Source organism: Arthrobacter sp. MAHUQ-56, assembly GCF_019710585.1.
Classification (GTDB): domain Bacteria; phylum Actinomycetota; class Actinomycetes; order Actinomycetales; family Micrococcaceae; genus Arthrobacter.
Window position 1 is genome coordinate 75,975 of sequence record NZ_JAIFZQ010000018.1, and the last position, 16,812, is coordinate 92,786.

The following is a 16,812-nucleotide window of genomic DNA, read 5'->3' on the forward strand; positions in this document are numbered from 1 at the left end:
TATTCCCGATTTGGAATTTTCGGAATTGCTGTTCTAAGATATTTGAGTTGCTTCGGGGGAGACCGCGAAGAAGGCTCGAAAGGGCAGCAACAATCCGGGGCTGTGGCGCAGCTGGTAGCGCACCTGCATGGCATGCAGGGGGTCAGGGGTTCGAGTCCCCTCAGCTCCACCGGATAGTCCGCCGGAATCGTGAGATTCCGGCGGACTTTTTTATTTCCCTTTTTGGAACCCCGCGACGCAGTTACCCAGACGCCCCATCCCGTCCTGCTGCACCGCCGGCGCGCAAGCGCCCTGCCGCGGCAGGCCCCGGACCGGACGTCACCGGAGGTGATGGGGCGTTGTGTTTGGGGCTGCGTGGTCCCGATTGGCATCCCGGACGAAAGTGCATTACTCTGGTCAGGTTGCTCCGGGGAATTCGACCGGAAGGAACAAAAGTACGGGGCTGTGGCGCAGCTGGTAGCGCACCTGCATGGCATGCAGGGGGTCAGGGGTTCGAGTCCCCTCAGCTCCACCGTAGTAGGCAAAGGGAACCATCACGCGTGATGGTTCCCTTTGTTGTTGCCGCCAGCAACTGTTAGGGACCAAAACCCTTCCGGCGCAGGTCAAAGCGCGGTACAACTGTGATTGAGGGCACATCGTCCCGCCTCCGGACCGCTTCCACCCAAGGCGGCTGCCGCGGGACGTGCTGACGAGGAGGTCGCAGATGTCCCACGCAGATGGTTCCGGCTACAGCCCGAACGGCGCAGCTTCTTCAAACGGATCGCCCTTGACGCGCGATACCGCCATCCGCGGCCCGGCCAGGCCTGCCCCGTATGTCGGTGCCGGCATCCTGCTGGCCGCCGCGATCCTGTTTCCCCTGATGCCGCAGCTGTACTCGTTTGATGCGCCGCGGCTTGGCGGCATGCCGTTCTTCTACTGGTACCAGCTGCTCTGGGTGCCGGTTTCCGCCGCATTGACGGGCACCGCCTACTGGCTTGTCACCAGGGAGGACCGACGACGGCGGGCAGCGGTCCGTGCCGGCGGCCCGCCGTGGACAGGCGAGGGCTCCGCCGAGGCAGGGCCGGGAGGCGAGCGGCCATGAGCGGGCGCGACATCAACTGGATCGCGCTGGTCATCGTGGTGCTGCTGTTCGTGGTGGTGGCCGTAATGGGGTTCCTGGCGGCCAAGTGGCGGCGGACCGGCGAGGAAGGCCTCCACAGCCTCGACGAGTGGGGCCTGGGCGGCCGCGGGTTCGGGACCTGGATCACCTGGTTCCTGCTGGGCGGGGACCTTTACACCGCGTACACTTTCGTCGCGGTGCCGGCGGCCATGTGGGCTACGGGCGCAGTCAGCGGCTTCTTCGCCGTGCCGTACACCATCGTGCTGTACCCCATCATCTTCATCATCATGAGCCGCCTCTGGTCGGTGTCCCACCGGCACGGCTACGTGACGTCCGCGGACTTCGTGGGCGGCCGTTACGGAAGCCGCTGGCTGTCCCTTGCCGTCGCTGTCACCGGGATCGTGGCCACCATGCCCTACATTGCCCTGCAGCTGGTGGGCATCAAGGCGGTACTGACCGTCCTCGGCCTCGGCAGCCCGGACAACGTGCTGCTGACCGACCTGCCGCTGATCCTGGCGTTCGTGGTGCTGGCCGCCTACACCTACACGTCGGGTCTGCGGGCCCCGGCGATGATCGCCGTCGTCAAGGACCTGCTGATCTACCTCGCCGTGATCGTGGCCATCATCTACCTGCCCATCAAATTCGGCGGCTGGGACACGATCTTCGGTGCCGCGCAGCAGAAGCTGGGCACCGTGAACCAGGCGACGGGCAAACCCGCCGGCGTCTTCATCCCCGGTACGGCCAACTATTCCGCCTACTGGTCGCTGGCGCTGGGCTCGGCCATGGCCCTGTTCATGTATCCGCACTCGGTCACGGCGGTGCTCGCCTCCAAGGCCCGGAACACCATCCGCCGGAACGCGGCCATCCTGCCGCTGTATTCGCTGATGCTCGGGTTCCTGGCGCTGCTGGGATTCGCAGCCATCAAGGCAGGTACCAAGCCCGTTGACCTGGACGGTTCCGTCAACCCCCAGCTGGTGGTTCCGCAGCTGTTCCTGGACCATTTCCCGGCGTGGTTTGCCGGGATCGCGCTGGCGGCCATCGCCATCGGCGCCCTGGTACCGGCAGCCATCATGTCCATCGCCGCGGCCAACATGTTCACCCGCAACGTCTACCGCGACTTCATCCGGCCGGACGTTGACCCCAAGACCGAGGCGAAGGTCTCCAAGATCGTCTCCCTCGTGGTGAAGGTCGGCGCCTTGGTCTTCGTCATCGCCATGGACCAGTCCACCGCCATCAACATGCAGCTGCTGGGCGGCATTTGGATCCTGCAGACATTCCCGGCCGTCGTCGCCGGCCTGTACACCCGCTGGTTCGACCGGTGGGCGCTGCTGGCCGGCTGGGCGGCGGGTATCGTCTTCGGCACAGTGTCGGCCTACAATGTGATCAACCCCGTGACCAAGGCCCACTTCGGCGGGTCCGTGGCGCCGATCCCCGGCACGGACTTCAGCGTCTATATCGCCGTTTCGGCGTTCGCGCTGAACCTGGTGGTCGCCGCCGTCCTGACCCTCGTGCTGCGTGCACTGAAGGTCCGGACCGGCGAGGACCTCACCAGGCCCACCGACTACGCCGCGGACGAAACGGACCCCAAGGTCGTGGAGATCGAGAAGACCCAGCGTTACACCCAGCCGGGCGGACCTTCACCGGTAGCCTGACCATCCCGGGCAGCTCCCGGGTTATGCCGCCCTCCTGCCGGGTTACGTCCCGGCAGGAGGGCGCTCACCTTAAAGCCACCCGGTACGGCGCAGCGGCGGGTCCCCGGGGCCCGGGCGCCGCACCAGGACCTGGTTCACACCGGTCAGCCCGTTCTCGAAGCCCAGTGCGCTGGACGCCATGTACAACCGCCACACCCGGGCGCGGCCCTCGCCGGCAAGATGGACGGCACGCTCCCAGTTCTCCTCCAGCCGGCTCACCCAGGCGCGGAGCGTCAGCGCATAGTGGCGCCGCAGGGCCTCGACGTCGAGGACCTCGAAGCCTGCGGTTTCCAGGGCCACCACCACTTCACCGAGGCTGATCATTTCGCCGTCGGGGAAGACGTACCGGGGGATGAACGAATCGGGGTCCGGGCTGGTGGGGCCGGCGTTCCAGGAGATGGCATGGTTGAGCAGCCGGCCGCCGGGGCGGAGCAGCCCGAAAAGCGCCGCAGCATACGCCGGGGTCTGCTCGCGGCCCACATGTTCGGACATGCCGATCGAGCTGATGGCGTCGAACGGCCCGTCCTGCACGTCCCGGTAGTCCTGGACGCGGATCTCCACCTTGTCCGTCAGGCCGGCGTCGGCCGCCCGTTTCCGGGCCAGCGCGGCCTGCTCCGCCGAAAGGGTGACACCCACCACCGTGGCGCCGTACCTCGCGGCAGCGTGGAGCGCAAGGCTGCCCCAGCCGCACCCAACGTCCAGGACGCGCATGCCCGGTTCCAGGCCCAGCTTGCGGCACACCAGGTCCAGCTTGGCTTCCTGCGCGGCATCGAGGCCGGCAGCCGGGCCGCCGTCTCCTGCAGGTGTGGTCCCGTCCGGCCACACCGCGCAGGAATAGACCATGGACGGGCCCAGCACCAGGGCATAGAAGTCGTTGCCGACGTCGTAATGATGCGAGATCGCGGCGGCATCCCGGCGGCGGGAATGCACCTTGCCCTTGCGCGTGACCCGGGACTCCTCCGGCGGCGGAACGGGATTGGGGCCCACGGCCCCGAGCCGTACCGCGGTTCGCAGCAGCAGCCACAGTTCCCCGGCCGCAGGCGGCCGGAAGGGACCCGGTTCGGCGAATTTGCCGGCCGAGCTCAGGGCCGTAAAGGCGGCGAAAATGTCTCCGGGCGCGTCAATCTCGCCGGCTACATAGGCGCGGCTCAGGCCCAGCTGTCCCGGCGACCACAGCATCCGCCGCAGCGCCTTCCGGGACCGGAACTCCAGGACCGGTGCGTCCGGGGGCCCGGCTTCGGAGCCGTCCCACGCCCGCAGCCGCAGGGGTATCTGCGGGGTCCCGAGTACGACGGCCAGCGCCCTGGCCAGGCGTGCCGCATGTCCCGTGGTTCCCGGTTCCGCCCGTGAATCTTCCGCTGTATCCATGCGCCAACACTAAAGCCGCGGGGCCCTCCGCGACTATCATGGGGGAGTGAATCCTGAGCTGGCCGACGTCGTGGTCATCGGTGCGGGCCAGGCAGGTTTGTCGGCCGCCTACCATTTGCGGCGCCGCGGCTTGGATTTCGCCGTGCTCGACGCCGAGAAAGGTCCCGGAGGTGCGTGGCGGCACCGCTGGAAGAGCCTGCGCATGGGCACCGTCAACGGGATCAGCGACCTGCCGGGCATCGCCAAGCCGGACGTTGACCCTGCCGAAGCGAGCTCCGAATTCCTCGCCCGATACTTCGGAACCTACGAGGCGGAACTGCGCCTTCCCATCCACCGGCCGGTCAAAGTCCGGGCCGTCAGCCGGGAGGACCACAACCCGGCCGGGCGGTTGAGGATCACCACGTCGGCCGGTGCCTGGAGCGCCAAGGCGGTCATCAACGCCACCGGCACGTGGACGCGCCCGTTCTGGCCCATCTACCCGGGCCAGTCCTCGTTCCGCGGCCGGCAGCTGCACGTTGCTGACTACGTCTCCGCTGATGAGTTCAGGGGCAGGCATGTCATCGTGGTGGGCGGCGGCATCTCCGCCGTCGGCCTGCTGGATGAAATCTCCCGCGTCACGTCCACCAGCTGGTTCACCCGCAGGGAGCCGGTGTGGCGGGACGAACCCTTTGACGCCAAGGCGGGGCATGACGCCGTGGCCCTGGTGGAGGAACGCGTGCGCCAGGGGCTTCCGCCGCAAAGCGTGGTGTCGGTGACCGGGCTCATCTGGACTCCCGCCCTGCGGGCCGCCAAGGAGCGGGGCGTCCTCGAGCGGCAGCCCATGTTCACCGCCATTGAACCGGACGGCGTCCGGCGGGCGGACGGGAGCTTCCTGGCGGCCGACGCCATCCTCTGGGCCACCGGATTCCGGGCCGAACTCGAGCACCTGGCGCCGCTCCACCTTCGGGGTCCCGGCGGGGGAATCGCGATGGAGGGTACCCGGGTGGCCGCCGAGCCGCGCGTGCACCTGGTGGGTTACGGGCCGTCGTCGTCCACCATTGGCGCCAACCGGGCCGGGCGGGCGGCGGTTGCCGCGCTGCTGGAACTGCCGGGAATGGCGACGGCGGCGGAAACGGTAACGTGGGGCTGACCCGTTTGATCCGGGCGGGCAAAGAATGACAACAGAAGGCGGCGGGACACCGGTGGCAGCAAACACCCTTGAGGACGTGTTCCGCGTCCTGCGCCGGCGGCCCGATGTCGAAGCGCCCAACCTGCAGGCCTGGGACGCCACGGACCGGCTGCTGCTGGAAACGGCCGCTGGACTGGGAGTGCAGGGACGCAGCCTCGCAGTGATCGGCGACCGCTACGGGGCCCTGACCCTGGGCGCCCTCGCCGTGCTCGCCCCGGCAACGCTGCGCGTCCACCAGGACCTCGTGACCGGGGAACGCGCGCTGCGGCTCAACGCCGCCGGGCTGGCCGGCCCGGGGCCAGCGGAAGGCACGGCCGGATTCGTGCAGCTGCCCCTGGGGACAGAACTCCTGTCCGGCGCAGATGCCATCCTCCTGCAGCTGCCCAAGACCCTTGCCGAACTGGAGGAGATTGCGGCCGCCATCGCCCAGTACGCCTCGCCCGACGTCCTGCTGGTGGCCGGCGGCCGGGTGAAGCACATGTCCCTGGGCATGAACGCGGTCCTGGAGCGGTACTTCCGCTCGGTCCAGCCGCAGCTTGCCCGGCAGAAGTCCCGGGTGGTCCTGGCCCGGGGCATCAGGCCCGGAACGGTCCCGGCCCGATTTCCTGTGGTGGAACACCTCGCGGAACTGGACCTTGACGTAGCCGCCCACGGCGCGGTGTTCGCTGGGGCCCGGCTGGACATCGGCACCAGGTTCCTGCTGACGTTCCTGCCCGCGATGAAGCCGGCGCGGCACGCCGTCGACCTTGGCTGCGGCACCGGGATCCTCGCCGCAATGTACGCGCGGCAGTTTCCGGGCTCGGCGGTCACGGCCACGGACCAGTCGGCCGCTGCCGTGCAGTCCGCGCTGGCCACCGCGAAGGCGAACGGGCTGGAAGGGCGGATCAGCGTAATGCAGGACGACGCACTCAGCACCTTCCCCGGCGGGGCGGCAGATGTCGTGCTGCTCAACCCGCCCTTCCACGTTGGTGCCGGCGTCCACGCCGGGGCAGGACTGAAGATGATCGAGGCGGCGGGCCGCGTCCTGGCCCCCGGCGGCGAGCTGTGGACTGTCTTCAACCGGCACCTGCAGTACCGGGAGGCGTTGGAGCGGCACGTGGGCCCGACCGTGGTGGAGGGACAAAACCCCAAATTCGTCGTCACCCGCAGCACGCGCCGGGGACCCGGAGCCTGAGCGGCGGCCCGCCACGCGCGGGCCGGGACGGGCACTGCCGCCTCGGCACGGAAAGCGGACCCAACAGGGAAAACACCGCCGCGCCGCCTCCGGCACATGTGTGTGCCTGCGCGCACCCTTAACGTACGATTCAAAGCATCACCGTAAAAGGTAGCCGAAGACGTTTAGGGGACACCGTGACTGAGATCCGCCAATCCTCTCCGAGGCGCGGAACCAACTTGCCCAGGATGGGGGACTTCAACCTCACGGTCATCCTGGATGCGATCCGCCGGACCTCCGGTGGCCTGAGCCGGGTGGAGCTCGCGCAGATCGTGGGCCTGTCCCCGCAAACCATCTCCAATATCTCCCGCCGCCTGCTGGACCAGAACCTGATCGTCGAGGCCGGCAAGGAAGGCAGCGGCCCCGGCAAGCCGCGCACCATCCTCCGCCTGAATCCCGGAGGCATGTACGCCCTGGGCGTCCACCTCGATCCCGCGGTGACCACCTTTGTGGTCCTTGACCTCGTTGGCGCGGTGGTGCGGCATTCCCGGATCAAGACCCCTGGCGGAAACGACCCGTCCGCGGTGATCACCACGATTGCCACCGAAATCGCCCAACTCGTGGCGGAATCGGGAGTGGACCACCACCGGATCGCCGGCCTGGGCGTCGCCGCCCCCGGCCCCATCGACCTGGACAACGGCACCGTGGTGGATCCGCCGCTGCTGCCCGGATGGGACAGGGTGGAACTCCGTGATGCCCTGGCCAGGGCAACCGGCTACTCCGTGCTGGTGGACAAGGACGTGACCAGCGCCGCCGTTGCCGAAACGTGGGCCGGCGGTCCCAGCGGTGCCGGCAGCTTTGTCTTCATGTACATGGGCACCGGCATCGGCTGCGGCATCGTCCTGAACGATGAAGTTGTCCGCGGCACCTCGGGCAACGCCGGCGAGATCGGCCACATCGTGGTGGACCCGGACGGGCCGGAGTGCGACTGCGGCCAGCACGGCTGCGTAAAGTCCTCCGCTATCCCGCAGGTCCTGGTGGCCGAGGCTGAAGCCGCCGGGATCCTCGATGGCTCCGGCTCGGAGGGCAGCGGCGCCGAAGTCCAGCAAAGCTTCTCCCGGCTGTGCGAACTCGCCGATGCGGGCAACGAAAAGGCCGCCGCCATCCTGGACAAGTCAGCCGTCCTGGTGGCCAGGGCAGCGTCAGTGGTGACCAACGCCCTGGACGTCGAGCGGGTGGTTTTCGGAGGCCCGTTCTGGAGCGGCCTGGCAGAACGCTACCTGGACAGGATCCCGGCCCTGCTTGACGCCAACAGCGCGGCACGGCTCATCCACCCCATCGAGGTCGTCGGGACCGGGGTGGGGGAGGACGTGGGCGCCATCGGCGCGGCCTCGCTGGTCCTGGAACATACCCTCGCGCCGCGGGCACAGCGGCTTCTCCTGGAAAGCTGAGGACACCATGGCACGCAGGCCCCTGACCGTACTGTCCCTGCTGGCCGCCACCGTGCTGGCCCTGGCATCCTGCACCCCCGGGAACCCGGCTGAAGGCCCAAGGACCATCAAGGTGGCCTACCAGAAGACGGATGCGTTCACCGCCCTGGACACCATGTTCCAGTCCGCCAAGAAAGAGTTCGAAGCCGCCCACCAGGGCGTCACGGTCGAGCTCCAGCCCATCCAGGCCAACGACGACGACTACGGAACCAAGCTCGCACTGGCCCTGCGCTCGCCGTCCACGGCGCCCGACGTGTTCTACGAGGACACTTTCAAGGTGCGCTCGGACGTCGACGCCGGCTACCTCCTGAACCTGGACAGCCGGCTTGGCGGGTGGGCGGACTGGGAGAAGTTCGACGACGCGGCCAAGGAAGCGGGCAAGGCGGACGACGGCGGCACGTACGCGGTCCCGCTGGGCACCGACACACGGGCCATCTGGTACAACAAGAAGGTCCTGCAGGCGGCCGGCGTCGCCCTGCCCTGGCGTCCAGCCACCTGGCAGGACATCCTGGACACGGCCAGGAAGGTCAAGGCCAGTGACCCCTCCGTCATCCCGTTCAACATGTACGCCGGCAAGGGCACCGGCGAGGGAACGGTCATGCAGGGGTTCTATGAGCTGCTGTACGGCACCGGTGCCAGCCTCTACGACCAGGACTCGAAGAAGTGGGTGGTCGGTTCCACCGGCTTCACGGACTCGCTGACGTTCCTCAAGACGCTGTACAGCGAGAACCTTGCCGTTGCCCCGGCGGACGCCCTGGACCCGAACGTCTGGAAGAAAGTCTTCGGTGAATGGTTCCCGCAAGGGAAGCTGGGAGCCACCGTGGAAGGGTCCTACTCGCCGTCGTTCTGGCAAAAGGGCGGCAGCTACGAGTGGCCCGGCTATGCGGAGGAGATGGGTGTTGCCCCGTTCCCCACGCAGAAGGGGCAGGCTCCGGGAGCTGTGAGCATGTCCGGCGGCTGGACGCTGGCGGTTGGTGCCGAAACCAAGCAGGCGGACCTTGCCTTCAGCTTCCTCACCACCGCGCTGAACGCAAAGAACTCGCTGGACTTCACCGTGGCAAGCTCGCAGATCGCCGTTCGCAATGACGTCGCGGCCGATGCCGGCTACCAGTCCGCCAACCCGTTCGTGAAGGACGTTTCAGCACTGGTCTCCGTCACCCACTACCGTCCCGCGACGAGCGACTATCCGCGGATCTCGGCCGCCGTCCAGGAAGCCACCGAGGCCGTCATCACGGGCAGCAAGACCCCCGAACAGGCAGCCGCTGACTACGATGCCGCGGTCGCAGGAATCGTGGGCGGCGAGAAAACCGTCCGGAAGTAGCCGGTGCCGGCAACGCACCGGGCACGGCAGGTGGCCCGCTACCTGCCGGTCCTCCCCGCCATCCTGCTGCTGGCCGTGTTCCTTGCGGGGCCCGTGCTGTGGGCCTTCCATGCGTCGCTGACCAATGCGGGGCTCACCGGCCGGAACGCCAGGAACCCGCAATGGGTGGGGCTGGAGAACTACCAGCGGCTGCTGCAGGACCCGGTCTTCCCGTTCTCGGTGGGGTTGACCGTCGTGTTCGTTGCCGGGTCGGCGATACTCGGCCAGAACCTGCTGGGGCTGGCGCTGGCCGTGCTGATGCGCCGCGCGCGTCCTGCCGTGGCTGCAACCGTGGGCACCGCCGTCGTGGCCGCCTGGGTCCTGCCGGAAATCGTGGCGGCATTTGCCGCCTATGCCTTCTTCAGCCGGGACGGGACGCTGAACCAGCTGCTGGGCGCCATGGGGCAGCCGGGAACCGACTGGCTGTATGCGGTCCCCATGGTGGCCCTGGTCCTGGCAAATGTCTGGCGCGGCACGGCCTTTTCGATGCTCGTCTACAGGGCGGCGCTGGGCGGTGTCCCGGCCGAACTGAGCGAAGCCGCGCACATGGACGGCGCCGGCCCGTGGCAGCGGCTGGTGTTCATCACGCTGCCGGTGATCAGGGGAAGCATTGCCACGAACCTGATGCTGGTCACGCTGCAGACCCTGGCAGTCTTCACCCTGGTCTGGGTCATGACGGCGGGCGGACCGGCCAATGCCAGCACCACCCTGCCCGTGCTGGCCTACCAGGAGGCCTTCAGGTTCGGCGACATCGGGTACGGAACCGCAGTGGCCGTTGTGCTGCTCCTTCTCGGCGCGGTGTTCGGAGTGGCCTACCTGCGCCTGCTGCGGGAACAGCGGCCGTGACCGCCCCCGTACAGGTCTCCCCGCAGGTGGCCAGGGCGCGCGGAGCCCGGCAGCGCGGCAGTGCCATGGCGGACGCGGTACTGCTGATCATAGGTGCGTGCTTCCTGTTGCCGCTGCTGTGGCTGGTCTTCGGCTCCCTGGATGCGGCGGCCGGGCACGGGACCAGGGTTCCACAGCAACCCGTCCTGGACAATTTCGCTGCCGTCCTCACCCCGGACCTGCTGTTCCGTCCGCTGTGGAACAGCGTGCTGCTGTCCGCGGGCACCGGGACGGTGACCCTGGCCGCCGCCGTGCTGGCCGCCTACCCGCTTTCGCGGTACCGTTCCCGGTTCAACAGCCCGTTCATGTACGGCGTCCTGTTCGGCACGTGCCTGCCGGTCACGGCCATCATGGTGCCGGTGTACGGGCTCTTCGTCCAGTTGCAGCTCCTGGACTCCCTGCCCGCGACGGTGCTCTTCCTCGCCGCCACCAGCCTGCCCATGGCGATCTGGATGACCCGGAATTTCATGGACGCAGTGCCGCTGGCGCTGGAGGAGGCAGCCTGGATGGACGGTGCCTCGAGAATGGCCGCCCTGCGCACCATCGTGCTGCCGCTCATGCGGCCCGGCCTGGGTGTGGTGTTCATCTTCGTGTTCATCCAGGCCTGGGGGAACTTCTTTGTTCCTTTCGTTCTTCTCCTGTCCGAGGCCCGGCAGCCGGCAGCGGTGTCCATCTTCAGCTTCTTTGGACAGCATGGGGCAGTTGCGTACGGACAACTGGCCGCATTTTCGATCCTGTATTCAGTGCCGGTCCTGGCCCTCTACGTCATTGTGGGGAGGGGGTCCGGCGCTGCCCTGGCTTTGTCCGGCGCGGTCAGGGGCTAGTCGATGTCCTCGACGACCACTCCGAAGGGAATGCTGTCGTCCAGGTGGGCCTGGTGGCCGGTGGCCCCGGGGTTGTAGACCACCCGGACGCCGTGCAGTTTTTCCGCCGCGGACTGCATCAGCACGGGCCTGACCGTGTCGATGAACAGCTGGCTCTTGTCGGCGAGAAACTCCTTGTAGCTGGCTGGAAGCTCAATCATGGCAAAAGGATAGACCTGCGGGCCCCGCAGGGGGAGGGGTCCCCATTGCAGGACCGGACGGTCCCCGGCTTGGATAGGATGGCGGCGGGACCCGGCCCGTGCGCCCATCACCATCACCAGGGGGAATACAGTGCTTTCGACCAGCGTGCCCGCACGAATCACACCAGCGGAGCTGGCCCGGGCACAGCAGGTGGTCGGCAACATTTCGCGCAGCTTTGACGCCAAGGTGGTGGGCCAGGCCAGGCTGCGGGAGTCACTCCTGGTAGGCCTGCTCACCGGCGGCCACATCCTGCTCGAAAGCGTCCCGGGACTGGCCAAGACCACGGCGGCGCAAACCGTGGCGGAGGCCGTCAGTGCCGAGTTCCGCCGGATCCAGTGCACCCCGGACCTGTTGCCCAGCGACATCGTCGGCACCCAGATCTACGACGCCGCCACAGGGACCTTCCAGACCCAGCTGGGACCGGTGCACGCCAACATCGTGCTGCTGGACGAGATCAACCGGTCCAGCGCCAAGACGCAGAGCGCCATGCTTGAGGCGATGCAGGAGCGCCAGACCTCCATCGGCGGCCAGGACTACCGGCTGCCCTCGCCGTTCCTGGTCCTTGCCACCCAGAACCCGATTGAGCAGGAGGGCACCTACCAGCTTCCCGAAGCCCAGATGGACCGCTTCATGCTCAAGGACGTGCTGGACTACCCTTCACCGGCGGAGGAAGCGGAGATCATCCGGCGGATCGATGCCGGGGTGTTCGACCCAGGGCTGAAGCCCCCGGCGGCCGCATCACTGGACGCCATCACCGAAATCCAGGAACTGGTCCGCCGTATCTACATCGACCCCGCGGTGGTGAACTACATCGTGGGGCTGGTGTACGTGACCCGCAATGCCCACCAGTACATTGACGCCAGGCTGGCCGCGTTCATCGAATTCGGTGCCAGCCCCCGTGCCAGCATCGCCTTCAGCCAGGCCGCCCGCGCAGTGGCCCTGCTCAACGGCCGCGACCACGTCATCCCGGAGGACGTCAGGTCCCTGGCGCACCGGGTGCTGCGGCACCGGATGATCCTGAACTTCGACGCCGTGGCGGAACAGGTGCCGGTCGAGTCGGTGATCGATGCCGTCGTCGGCGCCGTCCAGACCCCCTAGGCTGCCAATGGCCAGCCTCCTCCAACGCGTGAAGTCGAAGATGGCGATCTTCGCGCACCGCAAAGCCCGCGGCATGCTCGACGGCGAGTATGCTTCGGTCTTCCGGGGCCGCAGCCTCGACTTCGACGACCTGCGCGCCTACGTGCCCGGCGACGAAGTCCGTGACATCGACTGGAAGGCCACGGCCCGCCACGGCTCACCCCTGATCAGGCGCTACGTGGCCGTCCGCCGGCAGACGGTCCTCCTGGTGACAGACACGGGGCGGAACATGGCCGCCCAGTCCCGGTCGGGGGAGACGAAGAAGGACATCGCCGTCCTCGCCCTTGGCGTCCTGGGCTACCTGGCGCACCGGCACGGCGACGCCGTGGGGCTGGTCTGCGGCGACGCCTCCGGCACGCGCACGCTGCCCGCCAAGGGAGGGGAAGCCCACCTGGAGCGGCTACTTCGGCACATCGACTCCCACACCCGGCTGGACGCGCCCCCGAGCAGCATCGACGACCAGCTCGACTTCCTGGCGCGCATCATCAAGGGCCGCCACCTCCTGTTCGTGGTCGCGGACGAAATTCCTGCCACAGCCGCCACGGCCCAGATCCTCCGCAGGCTCCGGGCGCAGCATGAGGTCCTGTGGCTGACCATCCGTGACGCCGAGCTGGCACCAGCGCACCTCGCGCCGGGGACGGAGTCCTACAGCGTGGCCGACTCCTCCCTGCTTGTCGGGGAGCCAGCGTTGTCCGATGCTGTTGCGGCCGCCTATGCACACGCCACTGCACTGCGCGACGCAGGCCGGAAGACAATGCTCCGCAGCGCCGGGATTACCGAGGGCGAAGTGGCCGGCAGCCATGATGTCATCAGTGCGCTGTTCGCGCTCCTGGAAAGGCACCGCCGTGCAGGCTGACCCGGCCTACTACGGCCCGCTCCCGTACAGCCCGCTGTGGATGTGGTGCGGCGCTGCCCTGCTGGCCTTGGTGGCAGGCTGGTTCGTCTTCGTGTTCGCCACCACCCGGCCGGATCCGAAACCGAAGCGCACCCACACCGCGTTGACAGACCTCCCCGCGCTCAAAGCGGCCTACCTGCAGCGGATCAACGACGTGGAAGTGGATGCGGCCGGGGGACACCTCACTGCCCGCGAAGCACACCAGGAACTGAGCCTGCTGCTGCGCGGCTTTGTCCGGGACGCCACAGGGGTGGACGCCACCAGGATGACCCAGCAGGACCTGGCGCGGCATCCCCTCCCGGCGGCGGCCGCCGTCGTAGCCGTCCTCTACCCGGCCGAGTTCGGCCCGGACCCGCTGCCCCACGTTGGAACCTCCGCCGCACTGGCCTGCGAGGCGGTGCGGGCATGGACCTGATGTTCTGGTGGATGCTGCCACTGGCAGCCATCGCCGCAGCGGCCGCGGCGTGGACGGCGCTGCGGCGCCGGGCGTGGAACGAACGACGCCGGCCCGTGGCACACGCCGACCGGCTCACCGCGCTGCCGGAATACCAGGCGGCCCTGCGGCGGCACCGGGCATGGCTGGCCGCGGCTGGCGCGGCCTGTGCCGTCCTGCTCGTGACCACGGCTGTGGCAGCCGCGCGCCCAGTGGACGTCTCCACCGTCACGCCCGGGCTGCACAACCGCGACATCATGCTCTGCCTGGACGCCTCCGGTTCCATGAGCAGCGCCGACGCCGCCGTGGTGGACACCTTTGCTGAACTTGCCCGGAAGTTCGACGGCGAACGGATCGGCCTGACGGTCTTCGACAGCACCGCCATCCAGGTCTTCCCCCTGACCGATGACTACGCCTATGCGCAGGAACAGCTGAAGCTCGCACGGGACGCCTTCGACGGCAAACCCGGCAGCTCGGGTTTCCTGGACGGAACCTGGAGCGGCCGCGGCTCCTCCCTGATCGGAGACGGCCTGGCCTCGTGCCTCAACAGCTTTCCGGGCGCTGCGGCACGGCGCACCGGCCCAGGCAGTGGGCAAAGCAGCGACCAGCACCAGCGCTCGCGGTCCGTAGTGCTGGCCACCGACAACCTCCTCTCCGGTGAGCCGATCATGACGCTGGACCAGGCAGCCAGGCTGGCCAGGGACCGTGCCGTCCGGGTCTACGCGCTGAACCCGGGCGACCTGGATTACGGCCGCGACCCGGACCAGCCCGGCGCGCAGCTGCGGGCCGCCGTGGAGGGCACGGGCGGCCGGTACTACTCCCTCGACAGTCCCGACGCTGTGGCCGGGATCGTGGCCGCCGTGGAGGACACCGAAACTGCCGGCATCCAGGGCGCACCGCGGGCCGTCGTCTCGGACGTGCCCGGTGTCCTGCTGGTAACTGCGCTCCTGTCCGCCCTGGCGCTGTGCCTGGCGTCCTGGCGGCTGGATCCTGCACGGGCGCGCTTCCCGCGTTCACTCCGCCAGCTGCACAGGCCCCGGGTGCCGAAGGATTTCAGTTGGCCACGCCGTGCGGCCATTGTCCTGCTGGTCCTGGCGGCAGCCCTGCGCCCAGGCCTTCCCGGCGGTACCGCCGAGGCCGCCAGCAGGGACCTTAACGTGTTCTTTGTGGTGGACACCACCACCAGCATGGTGGCCGAGGACTACGGCGCCGGCGCCCCGCGGCTGGACGGCGTCCGGAAGGACATCATGGACATTGCCAAAGAGCTGCCGGGAGCGCGCTTCTCCGTGATCACTTTCGACACCAGCGCGCATGTCCGTATGCCGCTCAGCACTGACACCCTGGCGCTGCAAACGATCACGGACGTCCTTGAGCCGCAGGTGACCGCCTATGCAAAGGGGAGCAGCATCACCGCAGCCCGCCAGGTGCTAGCCGAACGGCTGACCGCAGCCCGCGACAGCCACCCCGGCAGGCCCCGGCTGGTCTACTACCTGGGCGACGGCGAACAGACCAGCGGCAGGGAACCGGAGGCCCTCAACCCCGGGGGCGGCCTGGTGGACGGGGGAGCAGTGCTTGGTTACGGCACCGCGGCCGGCGGCCGGATGAAGGTGAACACTGGAATGGAGGACGACGCCGGCGCGGCGGACGGCGGGGACGGCCAGTACGTGCAGGACACCGGGGGCGGGGCCGCTGTGTCGGTCATCGACGAAGGCAGGCTGCGGACCATCGCCGGGCAGCTCAACGTGCCCTACGTCCACCGTGCCGCCGGAGACGCCGTATCGCCCATGATGCAGCAGGCGCACCCCGCCGCTGCCGTGCACACCCAGGAGGACGGTTCGCTCGCAACGAATGCCGAGCTCTACTGGATTCTTGCGGCCGGCGCCTTCCTGCTGGCCCTGCCGGAAGGCGTGGTCATCGTCCGCCAGCTTCGCAGGCTCCCGCGGCCCGGAACCGCCGTGCCCGGGCCGGCCGCCCGGGGCAACGCGGCCACCGATCCTGGACGTGCCAGGGAGGTCCTCCGGTGAAGCCTCCAGTCCGCCGGCGCCGCCTGCTGCTGTGGTCGCTGCTGCCGGTACTCCTGGTCCTGTGCGCGGCGGCCAAGCTCCTCAGCACGGGTATCCTGGCCGACCGTGCGGCGCATGCCTTTGCTGCCGGGGACGCGGCCGCCGTCGGTTCCGCGGCGGCGGGGCTCGGCGTCGTCAACGTCCTCGAACCGTACAAGGCGCCGTTCGCCGCGGGGGACGCCGCTGTCCTCGCGGGGGATTTCGGCACCGCCCGCGCGGGATTCGAGCAGGCGCTCGCCGGCGCTCCCCGGGGTTCCGGGGACGAATGCCTGGTCCGGGTCAACCTGGTCCTGGTGATTGAACGCCTCGGCGACGACAAGCTCCGGGCGGAGGATCCGGCGTCGGCCGCTGCCCTCTTCCGGGAAGCGCTGGATGTCGCCGGGCAGTCCCCGGAGGGCTGCTTTGCCCCCGGCGCACCTGCCGGGGCGGGCGGACGCCTTGCGGATGCCAGCCAACGGCTGGCGGGCAAGCTCGACGCCGCCGGGCAGGCAACTGCCCCGAAGCAGGCGCCGCCGGCGGAACCGGCGCCCGGCGATCCTTCGAAGGAGGCCAACCAGGGCCAGCTGGAACAGCTCCAGGACAGCGCGCGGCAGGCGGAGCGGCAGCGGAACAGTGGCCGTGAAAGGGAGGAATACCTGGACAGGGATCCGGCCCCCGCGCCGGAACGCCCATGGTGAGGGCACGCCGGGCGAACAAAATTCTGCGTTGCAGGTAAAACAGGTCGTAAAACTGTGTCTTAATTCGGCAACCGAGTTGGACACCGCCTGCCACTGCCCATAGAGTCTTATACAAGTTACCGCGGTAACGTGTCAGCGATCCTCCGTTACGGAGGGTGTGGGTGCCCCCATGTGGGCCTGACATTTGCTCACGGAAAACTTCGTTCCAGGCGTAACAGTCGCGGCTGCGTCCTGTGGAGTTCTTCCGTGTTCCCCAAACTCAAATTCATTGCCGGACTGCCGCCACTTTCGTGGCAGGCAGCACCCCAATGGCCCAAAGCCAAGGACGC

15 protein-coding genes and 2 tRNA genes are annotated in these 16,812 nt (G+C 68.5%); 15 read left to right on the top strand and 2 right to left on the bottom strand.

The window, feature by feature from the left end; translation table 11 throughout:
- Nucleotides 1-96 precede the first annotated feature (96 nt).
- The 4 genes from K4G53_RS11535 (at nucleotide 97) to mctP (ending at nucleotide 2,751) form a co-directional block, all read left to right on the top strand.
- Nucleotides 97-169: transfer RNA gene (locus K4G53_RS11535), tRNA-Ala, on the top strand.
- 269 nt (nucleotides 170-438) lie between these two features.
- A tRNA-Ala gene (locus K4G53_RS11540) sits at nucleotides 439-511 on the top strand.
- Between the two features lie 192 nt (nucleotides 512-703).
- Entirely contained in the window at nucleotides 704-1,081 is a 378-nt protein-coding gene (locus K4G53_RS11545; RefSeq protein WP_221385846.1) for a DUF3311 domain-containing protein, read from the top strand.
- Nucleotides 1,078-2,751, top strand: coding sequence for a monocarboxylate uptake permease MctP (gene mctP / locus K4G53_RS11550; RefSeq protein WP_221385847.1), 1,674 nt, complete (start codon nucleotides 1,078-1,080; stop codon nucleotides 2,749-2,751). The genes K4G53_RS11545 and mctP overlap by 4 nt, the downstream gene beginning before the upstream one ends.
- 69 nt (nucleotides 2,752-2,820) lie before the next feature.
- Here the strand turns inward: mctP and K4G53_RS11555 are convergent, their stop codons facing one another.
- Complete coding sequence (locus K4G53_RS11555) at nucleotides 2,821-4,158, bottom strand: class I SAM-dependent methyltransferase (protein ID WP_221385848.1); 1,338 nt, start codon at nucleotides 4,156-4,158, stop codon at nucleotides 2,821-2,823.
- A gap of 46 nt (nucleotides 4,159-4,204) precedes the next feature.
- Here K4G53_RS11555 and K4G53_RS11560 point away from each other — a divergent pair, with 46 nt between their 5' ends.
- The 6 genes from K4G53_RS11560 (at nucleotide 4,205) to K4G53_RS11585 (ending at nucleotide 11,038) form a co-directional block, all read left to right on the top strand.
- Nucleotides 4,205-5,287: an FAD-dependent oxidoreductase gene (locus K4G53_RS11560; protein ID WP_221385849.1), complete on the top strand. Its 1,083-nt coding sequence runs from the start codon at nucleotides 4,205-4,207 to the stop codon at nucleotides 5,285-5,287.
- Nucleotides 5,288-5,339: 52 nt separating this feature from the next.
- Nucleotides 5,340-6,500: a class I SAM-dependent methyltransferase gene (locus tag K4G53_RS11565; RefSeq protein WP_374226165.1), complete on the top strand. Its 1,161-nt coding sequence runs from the start codon at nucleotides 5,340-5,342 to the stop codon at nucleotides 6,498-6,500.
- A gap of 227 nt (nucleotides 6,501-6,727) precedes the next feature.
- Complete coding sequence (locus K4G53_RS11570; protein ID WP_221385851.1) at nucleotides 6,728-7,930, top strand: ROK family transcriptional regulator; 1,203 nt, start codon at nucleotides 6,728-6,730, stop codon at nucleotides 7,928-7,930.
- A gap of 7 nt (nucleotides 7,931-7,937) precedes the next feature.
- A complete protein-coding gene (locus tag K4G53_RS11575; protein WP_221385852.1) occupies nucleotides 7,938-9,290 on the top strand; it encodes an extracellular solute-binding protein in 1,353 nt (450 codons plus the stop codon).
- 3 nt (nucleotides 9,291-9,293) lie between these two features.
- A complete protein-coding gene (locus tag K4G53_RS11580; RefSeq protein WP_221385853.1) occupies nucleotides 9,294-10,175 on the top strand; it encodes a carbohydrate ABC transporter permease in 882 nt (293 codons plus the stop codon).
- A gap of 65 nt (nucleotides 10,176-10,240) precedes the next feature.
- Nucleotides 10,241-11,038 (top strand): carbohydrate ABC transporter permease, encoded by a 798-nt coding sequence (locus K4G53_RS11585; protein ID WP_221385950.1) that lies wholly within the window; start codon nucleotides 10,241-10,243, stop codon nucleotides 11,036-11,038.
- Here the strand turns inward: K4G53_RS11585 and K4G53_RS11590 are convergent.
- Nucleotides 11,035-11,238, bottom strand: coding sequence for a hypothetical protein (locus K4G53_RS11590; RefSeq protein WP_221385854.1), 204 nt, complete (start codon nucleotides 11,236-11,238; stop codon nucleotides 11,035-11,037). The genes K4G53_RS11585 and K4G53_RS11590 overlap by 4 nt on opposite strands.
- 130 nt (nucleotides 11,239-11,368) lie before the next feature.
- Between K4G53_RS11590 and K4G53_RS11595 the strand changes: the two genes are divergently transcribed.
- From K4G53_RS11595 to K4G53_RS11615, 5 genes are read left to right on the top strand one after another with little or no spacing between them, the layout of a single operon-like run.
- Nucleotides 11,369-12,376 carry a MoxR family ATPase gene (locus K4G53_RS11595; RefSeq protein WP_221385855.1) on the top strand — a complete coding sequence of 336 codons (1,008 nt, stop codon included), beginning with the start codon at nucleotides 11,369-11,371 and terminating at the stop codon, nucleotides 12,374-12,376.
- A gap of 7 nt (nucleotides 12,377-12,383) precedes the next feature.
- The gene (locus K4G53_RS11600; RefSeq protein WP_221385856.1) at nucleotides 12,384-13,271 is read left to right on the top strand and encodes a DUF58 domain-containing protein; all 888 of its coding nucleotides are present in this window, start codon (nucleotides 12,384-12,386) and stop codon (nucleotides 13,269-13,271) included.
- Nucleotides 13,261-13,725, top strand: coding sequence for a hypothetical protein (locus K4G53_RS11605; RefSeq protein WP_221385857.1), 465 nt, complete (start codon nucleotides 13,261-13,263; stop codon nucleotides 13,723-13,725). The genes K4G53_RS11600 and K4G53_RS11605 overlap by 11 nt, the downstream gene beginning before the upstream one ends.
- A complete protein-coding gene (locus tag K4G53_RS11610; RefSeq protein WP_260323540.1) occupies nucleotides 13,716-15,767 on the top strand; it encodes a VWA domain-containing protein in 2,052 nt (683 codons plus the stop codon). The genes K4G53_RS11605 and K4G53_RS11610 overlap by 10 nt, the downstream gene beginning before the upstream one ends.
- Entirely contained in the window at nucleotides 15,764-16,483 is a 720-nt protein-coding gene (locus tag K4G53_RS11615) for a hypothetical protein (protein WP_221385858.1), read from the top strand. Before K4G53_RS11610 ends, K4G53_RS11615 begins: the two co-directional genes overlap by 4 nt.
- Nucleotides 16,484-16,812 lie beyond the last annotated feature (329 nt).

Coding starts and splice junctions, on each gene's coding strand:
- K4G53_RS11545 (WP_221385846.1), top strand. CDS start 704: ATGTCCCACGCAGATGGTTCCGGCTACAGCCCGAACGGCGCAGCTTCT.
- mctP (WP_221385847.1), top strand. CDS start 1,078: ATGAGCGGGCGCGACATCAACTGGATCGCGCTGGTCATCGTGGTGCTG.
- K4G53_RS11555 (WP_221385848.1), bottom strand. CDS start 4,158: ATGGATACAGCGGAAGATTCACGGGCGGAACCGGGAACCACGGGACAT.
- K4G53_RS11570 (WP_221385851.1), top strand. CDS start 6,728: ATGGGGGACTTCAACCTCACGGTCATCCTGGATGCGATCCGCCGGACC.
- K4G53_RS11575 (WP_221385852.1), top strand. CDS start 7,938: ATGGCACGCAGGCCCCTGACCGTACTGTCCCTGCTGGCCGCCACCGTG.
- K4G53_RS11585 (WP_221385950.1), top strand. CDS start 10,241: ATGGCGGACGCGGTACTGCTGATCATAGGTGCGTGCTTCCTGTTGCCG.
- K4G53_RS11590 (WP_221385854.1), bottom strand. CDS start 11,238: ATGATTGAGCTTCCAGCCAGCTACAAGGAGTTTCTCGCCGACAAGAGC.
- K4G53_RS11600 (WP_221385856.1), top strand. CDS start 12,384: ATGGCCAGCCTCCTCCAACGCGTGAAGTCGAAGATGGCGATCTTCGCG.
- K4G53_RS11610 (WP_260323540.1), top strand. CDS start 13,716: ATGGACCTGATGTTCTGGTGGATGCTGCCACTGGCAGCCATCGCCGCA.